Origin of the sequence: Pseudocitrobacter vendiensis (assembly GCF_943590815.1) — a bacterium.
Lineage (GTDB): Bacteria > Pseudomonadota > Gammaproteobacteria > Enterobacterales > Enterobacteriaceae > Pseudocitrobacter > Pseudocitrobacter vendiensis.
On the sequence record NZ_CALSBS010000005.1, the window covers coordinates 70,169 to 85,659 of the forward strand.

12 protein-coding genes are annotated in these 15,491 nt (G+C 46.3%); all 12 read right to left on the reverse strand.

What is annotated here, in order from left to right; genetic code table 11:
• Nucleotide 1: 1 nt before the first annotated feature.
• Nucleotides 2-1,036, reverse strand: coding sequence for a UDP-N-acetylglucosamine 4,6-dehydratase/5-epimerase (gene fnlA / locus NMC31_RS07700; RefSeq protein ID WP_253897501.1), 1,035 nt, complete (start codon nucleotides 1,034-1,036; stop codon nucleotides 2-4).
• A 22-nt stretch (nucleotides 1,037-1,058) separates the two neighbouring features.
• Nucleotides 1,059-2,171 carry a glycosyltransferase gene (locus tag NMC31_RS07705; protein WP_253897502.1) on the reverse strand — a complete coding sequence of 371 codons (1,113 nt, stop codon included), beginning with the start codon at nucleotides 2,169-2,171 and terminating at the stop codon, nucleotides 1,059-1,061.
• A 4-nt stretch (nucleotides 2,172-2,175) separates the two neighbouring features.
• Entirely contained in the window at nucleotides 2,176-3,159 is a 984-nt protein-coding gene (locus NMC31_RS07710; protein ID WP_253897503.1) for a stealth family protein, read from the reverse strand.
• On the reverse strand, nucleotides 3,147-4,379 hold the full coding sequence (locus NMC31_RS07715) for an oligosaccharide flippase family protein (protein ID WP_253897504.1): 1,233 nt from the start codon (nucleotides 4,377-4,379) through the stop codon (nucleotides 3,147-3,149). Before NMC31_RS07715 ends, NMC31_RS07710 begins: the two co-directional genes overlap by 13 nt.
• On the reverse strand, nucleotides 4,369-5,739 hold the full coding sequence (gene wzy, locus NMC31_RS07720; protein WP_253897505.1) for an O-antigen polysaccharide polymerase Wzy: 1,371 nt from the start codon (nucleotides 5,737-5,739) through the stop codon (nucleotides 4,369-4,371). Before wzy ends, NMC31_RS07715 begins: the two co-directional genes overlap by 11 nt.
• A 361-nt stretch (nucleotides 5,740-6,100) precedes the next feature.
• Nucleotides 6,101-6,994 carry a GalU regulator GalF gene (gene galF / locus NMC31_RS07725; protein ID WP_253897506.1) on the reverse strand — a complete coding sequence of 298 codons (894 nt, stop codon included), beginning with the start codon at nucleotides 6,992-6,994 and terminating at the stop codon, nucleotides 6,101-6,103.
• Between the two features lie 146 nt (nucleotides 6,995-7,140).
• Nucleotides 7,141-8,532 (reverse strand): colanic acid biosynthesis protein WcaM, encoded by a 1,392-nt coding sequence (wcaM, locus tag NMC31_RS07730; protein WP_253897507.1) that lies wholly within the window; start codon nucleotides 8,530-8,532, stop codon nucleotides 7,141-7,143.
• Nucleotides 8,533-8,538: 6 nt separating this feature from the next.
• Nucleotides 8,539-9,765, reverse strand: coding sequence for a colanic acid biosynthesis glycosyltransferase WcaL (gene wcaL / locus NMC31_RS07735; RefSeq protein WP_253897508.1), 1,227 nt, complete (start codon nucleotides 9,763-9,765; stop codon nucleotides 8,539-8,541).
• On the reverse strand, nucleotides 9,762-11,042 hold the full coding sequence (gene wcaK / locus NMC31_RS07740) for a colanic acid biosynthesis pyruvyl transferase WcaK (protein WP_253897509.1): 1,281 nt from the start codon (nucleotides 11,040-11,042) through the stop codon (nucleotides 9,762-9,764). The genes wcaL and wcaK overlap by 4 nt, the downstream gene beginning before the upstream one ends.
• Nucleotides 11,043-11,057: 15 nt before the next feature.
• Nucleotides 11,058-12,536 (reverse strand): colanic acid undecaprenyl disphosphate flippase WzxC, encoded by a 1,479-nt coding sequence (gene wzxC, locus NMC31_RS07745; RefSeq protein WP_253897510.1) that lies wholly within the window; start codon nucleotides 12,534-12,536, stop codon nucleotides 11,058-11,060.
• Between the two features lie 9 nt (nucleotides 12,537-12,545).
• A complete protein-coding gene (gene wcaJ, locus NMC31_RS07750) occupies nucleotides 12,546-13,940 on the reverse strand; it encodes an undecaprenyl-phosphate glucose phosphotransferase (protein WP_253897511.1) in 1,395 nt (464 codons plus the stop codon).
• Nucleotides 13,941-14,078: 138 nt separating this feature from the next.
• Nucleotides 14,079-15,449 carry a colanic acid biosynthesis phosphomannomutase CpsG gene (gene cpsG / locus NMC31_RS07755; protein WP_253897512.1) on the reverse strand — a complete coding sequence of 457 codons (1,371 nt, stop codon included), beginning with the start codon at nucleotides 15,447-15,449 and terminating at the stop codon, nucleotides 14,079-14,081.
• Nucleotides 15,450-15,491: the final 42 nt, after the last annotated feature.

A 15,491-nucleotide genomic window follows, 5' to 3' on the forward strand; every position in this document is an offset into this window, starting at 1 on the left:
ATCATGAATCCAGCTCATACTCTTTACCTTCACACAGCGCACGCATGAAAGGTAATTTAAGAAGTAAGGTTTTCATCCCTTCGACATCTAATCGTACAGTATTGTGGGAATTATAGTCCTCAACCTCAGAAATTCGACGATCACCATGCTCAACATATTTTCCATAGTTAAGGTCACGAAGATCTGGCGGTACACGGTAGTAGTCCCCCATGTCAACCGCAGCAATCATTTCTTCACGACTGAGCAAAGCTTCATAAAGTTTCTCACCATGGCGCGTACCAATTACGTTCACTGGATGCTCGCTTACATTAAGCAATTCCTTAAGAGCGATAGCGAGCGTTTCGATGGTCGCAGCAGGTGCCTTTTGAACAAAAATATCGCCGTTATTACCATGTTCGAATGCATATAGAACCAAATCGACAGCATCTTCAAGAGTCATCATGAAACGAGTCATATTAGGATCAGTTACCGTCATGGGCTTACCAGCTTTAATAAGATCAACAAATAATGGAATAACTGAACCACGAGACGCCATTACGTTGCCATAACGTGTACCACAAATAACTGTTTTTGAACCATCCACATTGCGCGATTTAGCAACCATTACTTTTTCCATCATTGCCTTGGAAATACCCATAGCATTGATAGGATAAACAGCTTTATCGGTACTCAAACAAACAACTCGCTTTACTCCATTAGAAATTGCAGCCTCAAGAACATTCTCGGTACCTAACACGTTCGTTTTAACCGCTTCCATCGGATGAAATTCGCAAGAAGGTACTTGCTTCAATGCAGCGGCATGATAAATGAAATCGACGCCTCGAGAAGCATTAAGTACGCTGAAATAATCGCGTACATCACCAATATAAAATTTTAACTTAGCGTTATTATATTTCTTCCGCATATCATCCTGTTTTTTTTCATCTCGAGAAAAAATCCTTATTTCCTTAATATCCGTGTCTAAAAAACGATTAAGTACAGCGTTTCCAAATGATCCAGTACCGCCTGTAATTAATAACACTTTATTTTTAAACATAAAAACCTCATTCTTATCTATATTAGTTTTTTTTAACTTTATCAATCAAACTTAAATATGCTTTAGCTCTTTCTTTTGCAGTAGGAAATGTCTCACCATGAATATAAGCTGATAATAAGACATTTTCAATTTTTGATGTACTCATTCTGGAAACATCTAAAATACTATCACTTATATCTTTCGGATCTAAAGGGTCAAAATAAAAGGCATGTTTTTCGCAGACCGACCGAGAAAAATCACGATTTGATGTGATAATAATTTTTTTCATAAACATAGCTTCTAAATAAGAAGCGCTGAAACACTCTAATAAGGTTGGGAGAAACATTGCATCGCATTTTTGATAAAGTACCGGACATTGATTACTATTAACTCTGCCTAGTGTTATTATTCTTTCTTTGTGAGCATCCGATAGTCCATCAGTAAAGGAACAGGGTAAAGTAGTTATAAATTTGTAATTATCAGGTAACAATTCAAGCAAGTCATATATTATCCGCATATTTTTATGAGGGTAATCATGTGAAATCGATAACAACCAATAATCACCATCATTCTTGTTAGGAAGCTTCGACTCTATCGAATAATCATAGCATATAGTATCTTTAAATATCGCATTTAAGGTATTAGATATGGTAAAAACATCACAATCTTTGAATGATAGTAATTTTTTAACTTTATCTGATGCATCCTTTGTTTCTGTAACTATAAAATCTGCATTTTTTTTGTAAAAATATGGTTGTAATCGACTAAGAAGTAATGTTTTTAGTTTCTCCTTAAAGGATAAGATACTAAACATATTTTTATTTGCATAAATTAGCCAAGGTAAAGCAAATCCAACAATGTGAACAACATTTTTGGGTGACCAGTAGCTAGGGCCGAATATTGTAAGTACAGTACGAATATTGAAATCAAGAACTATTTTATCTAACTCTCTACGTCCTTTAAAATTTAAGATTTTCGATGGGGTTGTATTAATTAATATACATTTTTCTTTAGCTTTTATTGATAGCTGTTCAAATACAACAGGTGAAACCACAGAAACATAGTCTCTATCTAGCTTTGAAAACTCCTCGAGCAGAGAGATAGCAACTTGCACCCCTCCTCCCACATACAAGTTACTAGCATTTATTAGTAGCATTATATTATCGTTCAAAAGATGATTTAGTTGGTAAGATTTCTTCAAATGCAGAAATCAATTTCTGCTGACAATATTCAAAATTCAAACCTTCGTTATCATTAATGGTAATAATCTTATGTTTTTTATTTCGAATTGAAAAACAAATATTCTCAACACTTTCATCACTTAATGAGAAATAACACCCATTATTATTATAATTTATTGGGTAGAATGTTCCTGTACAAAGTTGCCAATACCGGAAAAGATATATATTAAGCTGTGCGTCACATCTAAATTTTAACTCTGCAGTTTGAGTCAAAATATCCTTTTCCTTACCCCATACCTCATCAAATATAGTTTTTAAATATGCTTGAGGTAGATGATGTTCATAAAACCCCGTAAAGCCAGGCCATGGTAATAGTGCAATATTCCTTAAGACCTTATTGCCATATTTAACATTAAACCACTTAAATGGATTTTTTTTAATTACAACTCGCTTGGAAAAATATTTTTTAATTACTTCTAAATCATTTAGCATCATGTGAGATATTCCGCCAGGTGTAATGGCATTAAACACGCCCGTATCACAAGGTAGATTATGTCTAAAGAAATCTGATTCTGCTATAGAATCTGTTATAAACATATCATCATTAAAATAAACAAATTTATTTGAGAGACCATGTATTTTATTAATATGAATTTCAATTGGGCTCGCACTAAACAATGGTAAGTGCCTTTTAGGAATAAAGTCTTCGTGTTTAACTATATTAATTTTGTCATTAGAAGTATCTAACCAAGAAGGAATATGGCCGAATGTTACAAAATGTATTTTCCGGACCCAACTGGCATTTTTTTCCACACCCCGGAACCAAAACTTCAATAAATCCCAATCACGGTATCGTTCAGCATCAAATTTATTTTTTCTCTCAGGGCAGATTTTGAATAATTCAGATTGCCATATGGGATCTTTACCGTCCACCCATGGGATTACAAAATCTACATTTGACACTTATTCTTCTCCGCTTGATATGCTATATAAAATGCGATAACTCTTATTAATGTAATTATTAACTCAGTTAAAAATATAACTCCAGCCATACTTATGGGACTGATAAGGTTAAATTGATATAATACTAAATTAACAATGACAAAGAAAAACGCACCTACTAATACCGAATTATTGGCCACCTTAATTTTATTTAGTGGTACTAATGCAAGATGCCCAAAATATACCCCTAAAAAGCTTATAAATACGGTGATAGATAATATTTTTAGTGTTGTAACAGATTCTCTCGCGTCTACATGGAATATAGTATTTAATATGAATTTGGATATTAGCATTACAAATATACAACCCAAAAACATTACTAAGCTTGTAATAGTAAAAAATTTAAAAAAAACTTTCCAATCTTTTGTACGAATTAAATAAGGATATAATGCTTGACACAAAGGTGCTGTTAGTGCCTTACCTGCTTTGTATATTTGTTCACATACTGAAAAAAGGGCCGCTGACTGAATCCCTCCTGCAGCACCTACGATAATTGTACATAGTGAGGTATATAATGAAACAGCTCCTCGAGCCCAAAAAAACTGTCTCGCGAATCTAAATTCTTCAACTAATATAGTAATTCCAGGCAATAATATATTATACCCCGTTCTATACAGAAGAATATAGCTTAATGCAGTCCCTACGGTAGTGCTTATTGCCATGCTATAAATTACGATATTAATATCTTTTAAGAAAAGCAAACCTATTACAGATAAAATAAAATATAAACTTTTAGATAAAAGAGTAAATGCCGTTATTTTCCCCATGTCCTCAATACCATTAAAAAACCATATGGGTTGTAAGGCTTGAGATAAGATAATTAACATTACTCCAAGCAAAAGAATGCCACCGCCATATCCTTGATATAAGATAAACAACGCTGACATTATAGCGCAGATTAGAGATAATATAATTTTAATTATTATCACTGCACCGTTAATTAATGCCACATTTTCTTTATCATTAACATTTTCTGCAATCTTTGCAGTTGATGACTGTGCAAATCCAAACTCAGTAATAACATAGCAAAATTGTGTTATGCCTAAAATAACAGCAATCAATCCATATTTTTCGGTACCCAAAAGAAAGATAAGATAAGGAACAAGTATTAATGGCGCAGCATAATTAAAAAACTGAAGAGCAGTCAAGTATAATACATTCTTTTTCAACTTACCGTTCATTTATATTCCAACCATATGTCTTAATTTTTGAAACCTCACGAAAAATCATTACAATAAAACACAATAATATAATTGGTGTAATACTAGCTATACTAGCCCTGGGAAGAAATAGAAATGGGATAGCAATGGAATAAATCAAAAATTTTGCATTCCGTCCTGACCTTTGGGACTCACAATATCCTGTAAATAATCCTAATGCAGCCATTCCTATTATGATACCGAAATCCCCGCCTATTATTTTTTGGAAATCACTAAGGACACTCCAACCTAATCCGGCGCCTTCAAGGTATGCTTTATAGTTCACGTAATACGTCAGTGCGTTCGTGAAGTTATAGTCTAATAGCGTCAGTTCATCGCCACTAAATGTTTCATAAATGAATTTTGTTCCCGGTAGCAATGTCTGTATCGACGCAATTGTGGGGAAGCTATATTGAGAAGACAAATAGGGTATATAAAAGCTAATCCCTTGTTCATAAAAGAATCGAGAAAAAGCATCAAATATACCATTTATCTCTTGCCCTGTGCCTCTAAATAAATTTAACACCTGAGCTAACAAAGCTAAAGAGAAAAACAGGGCTCCAATCTTTATCAAGTTATTCTTCCTAACTTGTGTATATAACAAAACCATAAACAATATTGAACATAGGAAAGGTCCTCGCTGTCCAATTACAGCAAGAAAAATTGATTTTATTAATATCAATGAAAGAATTATCTTAAGCTCATTTTTGTTACGGCTAAACACCAAAGAGTAACCCACTAGCAGATATAGCAATGAGCCTGAATAGAAGTATAACTTTCCAATCAAGGTCGGATTTTCAGCCATCTGCATATTGTACAAATAAATACCAACATACCCATACCTAATTGTAAACTCAAAAATCTCCACAAAAACAAATGCAGTTAATACACTAATTAAGAATAATAGCAAGCTTACAATTGGACTTTTCTTCGCATAACCATTATTTATCGACTTATAAATTCTATAATCTATACCAAAAATATTTTTGACAAAAACAGATAACATTGAAAAAACAAAAATAGAGCTAGTAGAAATGAAAGTCCAGTAATTATAATCATTGCTACTTAAAATATCGGAGCTTAAAAACCCTACTCTATAAACATCAATTTCATGCCCAGAAAGAATATATGAAATATGACGACCAAATATAAAAACCCCGAATGTTATAGGGAGTAACACGCTTAAAGAGAAATAACCATCGATTTTATATAAAAAATATACTAATAAAATAAATGATATGATAGCGAAGTAAATCGAAATATTTACTTCGCTTCCAATAGAGTATATAGTTGCAGAGATAATCAAAACAAGAATAGAGTAAAAATAAAATAGCGGTCTCATAAAATTTCAAACCTTCAACATAAACCTATTAACATGTATTATAGGTATTACACGCTACCGCCCCTGGCTCAACAGCTACCAGTGCACTGCACAAAATTCAGTATGTCGCAGGCCACCCATTGCAAACCTTCGCGTTTGCGATGAATCTCACCCACCAATTCAGCCCACTATTTTGGGCGCAATCCCTGTGTAAGACAAGGAAAAATCCGGCAATTTTTGTCAAAAATCACCGCGCAATCACTAATTTTAGTTGTTGTTTTTAAAAGCAAAAACGGCAGCTGTTGTGAAATGAGATGTTTCTCAACCACAATCATCTGCCGTTCTGTTGCATCACCAACAATCCGTGTTATTGCGTAATGACTTATTCTGAAAGAAGTTTCTCAATCCCTTTACGGAATTTAGCGCCTTCCTTCAGATTGCGCAGCCCATACTGAACAAACGCCTGCATATAACCCATTTTCTTACCACAGTCGTAGCTGTCGCCGCTCATCAGCATCGCGTCAACGGACTGTTTATTCGCCAGCTCGGCAATTGCATCCGTCAGCTGAATACGACCCCAGGCTCCCGGCGCGGTTTTTTCCAGTTCTGCCCAGATGTCAGCGGAAAGCACATAGCGCCCTACTGCCATCAGGTCGGAATCCAGCGTTTGCGGCTGGTCCGGTTTTTCGATGAACTCGACGATACGGCTCACCTTACCTTCTACGGTCAGCGGTTCTTTAGTCTGAATAACAGAATACTCAGAGAGATCGCCCGGCATACGTTTCGCCAGCACCTGGCTACGGCCCGTTTCGTTGAAACGCGCCACCATAGCAGCAAGGTTATAACGCAGTGGGTCGGCGGATGCGCCATCAAGAATGATATCGGGCAGAACAACCACAAACGGGTTATCGCCAACGATCGGACGCGCGCAAAGAATGGAGTGGCCCAGACCCAGCGGTTGTGCCTGACGCACGTTCATGATGGTTACGCCCGGTGGGCAAATGGACTGAACTTCCGCCAGCAGCTGACGCTTAACGCGTTGCTCCAGCAGCGCTTCCAGTTCGTAGGAGGTGTCGAAGTGGTTTTCCACGGCATTTTTAGAGGCGTGGGTGACCAGGACGATTTCTTTGATCCCTGCAGCAACAACTTCGTCGACGATGTATTGGATCATCGGCTTGTCAACGATCGGTAGCATCTCTTTAGGAATGGCCTTGGTGGCAGGGAGCATATGCATGCCCAGCCCGGCTACCGGAATGACTGCTTTCAAATTAACCATTATCGTGTCCACCTATATACGGTTGATGAATTATAGCTATTAAACATGTTTGATCCACTATGTTTTCTCATAGTATCGGGTAAATACCGCTAAATCTCTGGATACAATCCGAGAATGCGTCTGAAGTGGTGGGTTCGGCTAAAAATTCAGCGTTCAGGCAGGGTGAAATTCAGCGCATCAACATTGACAACATGCTGATCGATACGGTCAATATCCACAGACCGCTGGCCATTTTCATTGACCGCATGAATATTTGACATTGAGAGCAGCGTCTCCTGTTTGGCCATGAACTTCCCGCGTACATCCTTACGTAAGTCGAAGTGAAGCTGTAGTGCGGGCCCGCGCGTTGCAGGTTGCATCACCTTGATATTACGCATAAAGATGTGTTGCGGCTTGTTGTGGATCTCCAGCGATGCGTGGTTCAGATCAAGATTGGTCAGCGCCACAAAAGATGGCGCGTTACCCGATGAAATCTGTATTCCCCGCAGCTTTTGCGGTAATTGGCGATTATCCATCCGCACATTATTTACCCTGAAATTCTGCGGTATCGACAGATATTTCCCTTTGATAACGCCGTAGCCAATTAGCATACCCGCGCTATTCACCATATCCACGCCATCGATAACGAAATTATCACACCCATATATTGCTACCGTTGCGTTATCAATTCCGGCTTTCTTACTGTATTCGGGGGTGATATTTCGTGCCTTAATATTACGGATAATAAAGTGTTTACCATTTTCGACGTGAACCAGCTGTCGGCAATGGCTGCCAGTGATATTGGCGACGACAAAGTTTTTCACCGCCTGATGCTCCGGGTAGTCGTTGTCGTAGGTACTGCCTGCAAGCCCAATGCCGATGCCCCAGTTGGTCTTGCCATTGGTGCAATCAATATGGTCAATCACATGATCGGAGATGAGGATATTCTTGTCGTTAATCGCGACGTTCCATTCAATGGCATCGCCCTGAAGATGGCTAAATTTACAGTGGGTAATTTTTACGCCGTCGAGTTGATTATGAAATCCCTGGCGTAAAATACCGTAGTTAGCCTGGCTGACATTTACCCGCGTGATGGCGAGATTGCGCATCGTTCTTTGTTGCTTGCCGCCGATGTAGATTTGCGTCACTGGGCCAAAGCCGCTCATCGCCAGCCCTTCGATGGTACAGTCAGAACCACGTACATCGAGGGTGATATTATTGAGACTCCCCTCCCCCACCACTTTACACCCATCCTGCAGTGCAAAACGCCCGCGACCATTGCCTTTAAGGCTGCCGTTAACCTGCAGCGTTTTACCCGGTGGCATGATGATGCCGGTGTTGATATTGTCGCAAATCACGCCCCTGGGGACGTCGATAATATCGGCGTCGTTAAATGCCTGACGAAATGCGCGGATCCAGTCATTACCGACCAGATAGTTGCGGATATCGACTGCATCATTACGCCCCAGCGCCCGAGCGGCTGGGCTATGTAGCAGAGGAACAGCGGCGAGCGAAGCGCTTACCGACAGGAAGTGACGTCGGGAGTATTTTTTATCCATGCAACCTCAATAGCAAAGGGTTTGCAGCAGGCTCGCAAGCTGGCGGTTAATCACCTGCTGATTGAAATCGGTTTCGACTTTTTTTCGCGCGCGTTGCAGCACCGGGCGCAGCGTCTGTTCATCAAGATGGCGCAGTTCGCTGAGTTTGCCCGCCAGTGCCGGGGCGTCATTCTCCGCCACCAGCCAACCGGAGGCGTTGGCGTCTATCAGTTCCGGAATACCACTGTGCTCGGTCGAGAGCACCGGAATGCCCACCGCCATCGCTTCCATCAGCGCCACGGGAATCCCCTCCATATCGCCATCCGCACCGGTGATTGACGGCAGCAGAAAGACATCCGCCTCATCGAGCATCGCTTTTACCTCGTGGCTGGGCTTAAAACCCGGCATCTCGACGTACCCTTCCAGTTGATACTGTTCGATAAGCGTCCGCAGGCGGCGTTCCCACGGGCCAATACCGAGGATCCGGTAATGAAAGGCGACACCGCGCTCTTTCAACTGGCGGCAGGCTTCAATCGCCACATGCAGACCTTTTTTCTCCGTCAGGCGGGCGACTGAGATAATCTGTAGCGTGTCACCCGGTGCTTTAGTGGGACGCAAGGCGAAGCGCTCCATGTTGACGCCCATCCGCGAGACAGCGATTTTGGTGCTCGGGCAACCCATGCCCTGTAGCCGCTTCGCCCACAAATCACTGATCGGTAGCATCAGGTCGCCCCGCCGAAACAGTTGCTGATATTCGGGCGTATAGTGACTGAGTACATCGCGGCTGGAGATATCAATCCCGTGAAAAACGGTGGCGATTTTGCCGCGGATCACGCCCAGTTCACGCAGTTTCGCCGCGGTGACGCCCGCCGGGCCGAAGTGGGCAATAAACACATCGGCACTAAACGGTTGGGCGTTATTGCCGCAAATGGCCGAGAGGATCAGGTTGCGCGCTTCATGACCGTAACGCTTCATGTTTAGCGCCTGCCACGTTGCCGGGCGATGCAAACCACGCAACGTGCTTACTGCACGATGGCGAAACTTGGCGCCTGTACTTACCGGTTCATCCTGTAACCAGCGGGTTTTCGCTGCGAGGTTATATTGGGTGTATGCGGCGTGGGTGTTGGTCATATCGCCCTTTTGCAGGGCAATAATTTCGACCTCATGGCCCATCTCAATAAAGGCCACAATCTGGTTGAGCACAAACGTTTCAGACGACAGCGGGAATTTCAGTAAGAAGAAACCGACCTTCATTTCCCCTCCCCGATACGCGTTAATACCGACTCGACCATCGCCAGTCCCGCAGCACGTTCACGCGCCACGGCATCATTCAGGCGTAGCACCAGTGTGGAGAGTTGGCCTAATGTGTCTGCCGCCATCGCTTCCAGGTCGCCGTTCAGCAGATGGCGAATATCCACCGCCATCTCGGGCATGCCCAGTTGCTGCATAATGCCCGCCGATTTGTGTTCATAGTTGATGGCAATTGCCGGTGTGCCGAAGTTCATGGAGATAATCGCTGAATGCAGGCGCGTACCCACCGTCAGGTCACAGGCGCCCAGCAGTTTGCCCATTTCCAGGTCGTTGAGTTCGTCCATCACCACGTGATAGCGCGACGGGTCCTGGATGTGTTTGCGCAGGTTCAGCGCCACCATACGATCGTCTTTGTTGTAGCTGTCGATACCCGTACAGGTAGAGAGCGCCATCACCTGCCAGCCGCTGGCGATAATACGATTGACTACGCCCGCAAACGCTTTTTCGTAGGCTTCCTGCGTGGTGCCGAGGCGCTTATCAAACGGCGCCAGTTCGCGCAGCGTAATCGCGACGGTTTTCTGCTGCTGTGCCACGTTCAGCCAGTGTTGGACGGCGTAGCTCGCGTCAAACGTCTCATCGTGGTGATCCACCAGCCAGGCGGTATCGACGCCCTTCTCCACTTTCGAGGCGTCAATGTCGCTGCGTTTCATCAGGTCAAGACTCACGGATTCACGCAGGAACAGCGCATCGCAGTGACCGAACACATAGTTTGCCATCTGGTTAAACGCGGGGGACTGGAATGGGCCAACACTATGGCCGACCATATAAATCGGTTTTTTTGCCATAAAGGTGCACAGCGCGTGCTCAAACTGCGTCACACCATACAGATCGACAAAGAACGATCCACCGACCTGAATAATCGCATCATAGCCTGACAGCAGGCGCACAAAATCGGTAAAGCCTTGGGCAATGGCGATATTACGCAGTTTTCCACTGTCGGTGACGCGTGAGAGCAGCACCTGGTGCTGATAGCGACGGCGCAGCACTTTCTTAACCCGCCCGACCATGCCCGGCGCATTATTGTGTGCCTTCATCTGCAAATAGAGCGGGTCGCCCATCACCGGGCGATTTAATAACCAGGAAGAACTCACCGGATAGCGGCTCATCACATCCACTTCAGCCTCAGGCGACAGCGTGTTGATGGCATCTAAAAGCCCGCGCAGAATGGCGCTATCGCCACGGTTGCCGCAGGTGTGATTGCCAAGAATCAATAATTTCATAATGACCTCAAAAAATTAGCCTGCGCGAAGCAGTGTTTTCATCTTCTCGTTACGGCACAGCTGACGCTTCATCTCCACCACCAACGGGTGACGGGAGAGCACGATCATCGCCCCAAAGGCCAGTACACCCGCGGCGATTTGCACCGCCAGCAGTAGCGCCAGTGACAGTTGACCATTCAGTACCCACCCCAGGCCATAGCTCACCACGAGCGTGGGCAAAGAGAGATAAAACGGCAGCCACAGGCTGAGAATGTATTCACGGTAGCTGGAGCCCAGAATGGGTTTAATCAGCACGAAATAGCTCAGAATGGTGTTGATAATTTGCACCAGCAGGAAGCCCAGGGTGACGCCAATCGCGCCGCCCAACTGGCCGCCGACGATAATCCCCGGGATAAACAAGCAGGTTTTAAAAACATTGAATTTAAAACTGATATCGACGCGCGCTTTCGCCATCAGCAGCGAACCAATCGGATTACCGACCGAACGTAGCAGCCCGACCACACACAACAGTTGCAGCACCGGAATGATGCTCACCCATTTCTCACCAAAAACCAGCGGCACAACGTTGTTGCTCACCACCATCAGCCCGAGCAGCGCCGGGAAGTTGATAATGCCGACCACGGAAAGCAGCTTGTAGAAGTTCACGCGCAGTTTGGCCGTGTCGTCCTGGATTTTGGCAAACGCCGGGAACAGCACGCGGGTGATAATCGGGTTCAGCTTCATGGGCGGTACCACCGCCACGTTATAGGCCAGGTTGTAGCCACCCGCGACGCTCGCCCCCAGAATACGCGCCAGCACCAGCGTCGAGAGGTTAGTATTCACGTAGTTGATGACACTATCCGCCGTCAGCCAGGCCCCGAAACGCAGGTTAGACGACACGCTCGCCAGCGAAAAATGCAGCCCGGGGCGATAGATTTTGCGGCCAAAATAGCCAAACAGCAGCGTGCGCACCGCGCTGTTCACCAGATATCCCAGAATTGCGGTCATCGCCAGCGGCCAGAAATGCGCCGACACCACGGTAAACGTAAAGCCTGCCAGAACCGAACTGGTTTCGATCAGGCCAATCTTGTTAAATTCCAGCTCTTTTTGCATCAGCGCGCGGAACTGTTGCCCATGGGGGATCACAATAAATGCCAGCGATAAGGTCTGAATCAGCGGCTGTAAATCCGCGTTATGCAGCACGCTGGCAATCGCCCCGCTCAGGGCAAACATTGCCACGCACACCACCACGCCCAGCCCGACGTTCAGCCAGTACAGAGTGGTCAGTTCGAGTTGGCTTATCTCTTTGCGCTGAATGATCGAGTTCGCGATACCGAAATCAGACAGCGTATCCGCCAGGGCGATAATCACCAGCGAAACGGTCAACAGACCGAACTGGTGGTTATCGATGATGCGCGCCAGCACCGTCATCTGCACCAGCCCCAGGCCGATGATGATGACCGTTGCCATTGCCGACCACTTCGCGCCGCTGATGGTTTTTTCTCTCAGGCTCATACCCGTTCCTCAATACGCCGTTTTACTGACGAAGCCTTTAAACACCGTCAGGAAAACAATTTTGATATCGAACCACAGGCTCCACTCGCGAATGTATTCCAGGTCGAACTCGACACGTTTTTCCATTTTTTCCAGCGTGTCCGTTTCACCGCGCCAGCCATTGATTTGCGCCCAACCGGTAATGCCAGGCTTCACTTTGTGGCGCAGCATGTAACCTTCAATCAACTGACGATACTGTTCGTTATGCGCCACCGCATGAGGACGCGGGCCGACAATCGACATGCCGCCGGTCAACACATTGATAAACTGCGGCAGTTCATCGAGCGAGGTGCGGCGCAGGAAGTTGCCAACGGGCGTGACGCGCGGGTCGTTCTGTGTCGCCTGAGTGACCACCGCGTCGTTTTCCATCACTTTCATGGAGCGGAATTTCCACACTTTGATAGGCTTTCCGTCCATACCGTAACGGGTCTGACGGAAAATGACCGGCCCGGCGGAGGTGAGTTTCACCGCCAGGGCGATGCAGCACAGTGCAGGCGAGATCAGCAGCAGAATCATGCTGGCGAGCACAATATCTTCCAGCCGTTTGATAATGCGGTTCACGCCAGACAGCGGCGTGTCGTACAGCGGCACGACCGGTACGCCGTTCACCTCTTCAATTCGTGAGTGAAGAATGTTGAAGGTAAAGACATCGGGGATGATCAGCACCGAGCAGGTGGTGTCCGCCAGTTCGCGCATCAGTTTTTTGATCAGGCCCTCTTCCTGCATCGACATCGCGATATAGACGTTGTGAATTTTGCCCGCGCGCGCGTCATCCAGCAGTTGTTGAATATTGCCCGCCCAATCGGCGCTGACGCCGCCAGGTTTGGCGTCATGATAGGTCCCCACCACTTCATAACCCAGCCACGGCTGATTACGGAAGCTCTCCAGCAGCGCCTGCCCCTGCGCGAGATCGCCCGCCACCGCGACGTAGCGTTTGTTATAGCCGTGATTACGCAGCACGCCCGCGCCATAGCGAATAAACGCCCGGCTGGCCAACATGCCGCAGGTGGTCAGTAAGTACCAGCTTAGCCAGACGCTGATGTTGGTGCTGAAATCATCATCAAACGCCAGCAGCCCGGCGCTGAACACCAGGCTCAGGGTCCAGTTCTGCAACAACAGCAGCAGTTCGGTGGTAATGCGCACGCCGCGCCACGAACGATAGAAATCGGTGATCCCACCGATCATCTGGAACACCACCAACGTCACCAGCGCCATCAGCAGATGGAGATATAAAAACGGCAGCGCCGCGGCTTTGCACACTACCCACAGCCCGCCGAGCATAATGGTGATATCCGAAAAACGCTGCACCATTGAGATTAACGATGCATTCGTTTTGGCTCGCTCGCGCTTTTTTAGAGTCGTCATCGTTGTTCCTTTTTCATATGCCGTCACCCTCACCCTAACCCTCTCCCTGAGGGAGAGGGGACAGATCGTGCCCATACGTAAACATCTGCGCGGGTTTTCACCCTCTCCCTCAGGGAGAGGGCCGGGGTGAGGGGGCCCTTACTGCTTAAGCAGCGCCAGAATATCCTGCGTTCGCGCGTGCATCAGCGTAGTGTCGCCGCGCGATTCCACGTTCAAACGCACCACCGGTTCGGTGTTCGACGAACGCAGGTTGAAGCGCCAGTCGGCAAACGCCAGGCTGATGCCGTCGGTGCGGTCAATTTCCAGCGCCTCGTCAGCAAAATGCTGTTCAACGCGGGCAATCGCCGTGGCAGGTTCCGCCAGTTTGCTGTTGATCTCCCCACTCGCCGGGAACGCCGCCATGCGTTCACGCACCAGTTCGCCCAGCGTTTTTGCTTTCAGGCACAGCAGTTCGCTTACCAGCAGCCACGGGATCATCCCGCTGTCGCAGTAGGCAAAATCACGGAAGTAGTGATGAGCGCTCATTTCGCCGCCGTAGATGGCGTCGTCTTTACGCATGCGTTCTTTGATAAAGGCGTGCCCGGTTTTCGACATCACCGGCGTGCCGCCTGCCGCCGTTACCACATCTACCGTGTTCCAGGAGAGACGCGGGTCGTGGATAATTTTTGCGCCCGGATTTTTCTCAAGGAACGCTTCCGCCAGCAGACCGACAATGTAGTAACCCTCGATAAACTGCCCGGTCTCATCGAACAGGAAGCAACGGTCGAAATCGCCGTCAAAGGCGATACCCATATCCGCGCCGTGTTCAATTACCGCGTTGCGGGTGTCATCGCGGCATTCAGGTAACAGCGGGTTAGGAATACCGTTGGGGAAATTGCCATCCGGGGTGTTGTGCACTTTAATCAGCGTCACCGGGACGTTCAGTGCTTTAAAGCGCGCTTCCAGGGCATCAATAACCGGGCCTGCCGCGCCGTTGCCAGCGTTCACCACCAGCTTGAGCGGCGTCAGGTTTTTAACGTTGATGTACTGCAACAGGTGATCAATGTAAGCATCGCGCAGGTCAATTTTCTGATAGCTGCCGCGCTGACTATCATTCACCGGCGGGAAGTCGTTGGCTTCCGCCAGTCGCTGCACATCGCGCAGCCCGGTATCACCGCTGATTGGGCGCGCGCCTTCGCGCACCAGCTTCATGCCGTTGTAATCCATCGGATTATGGCTGGCGGTGACTTCGATACCGCCGTCAATGCCAAGATGGAAGGTCGCAAAGTAGATCTCTTCAGTGCCGGAAAGGCCGATATCGAGCACATCGACGCCGGCATCGCGCAGACCGCGCGCCAGCGCCAGTTTCAGCGCTTCGCTGGTCAGACGCACATCGCCGCCCAGCACAATAGTTTTGGGTTGCAGAAACTCGCCGTAGGCGCGGCCAATACGCCACGCAATATCTTCATTTAGCTCTTCGCCTAATTTGCCGCGAATGTCATAGGCTTTAAAACAGGTTAACGTTTTCATGTTTTTACCTTTCTTCAGGCAACAGTTGGCCCTGACCAGTGA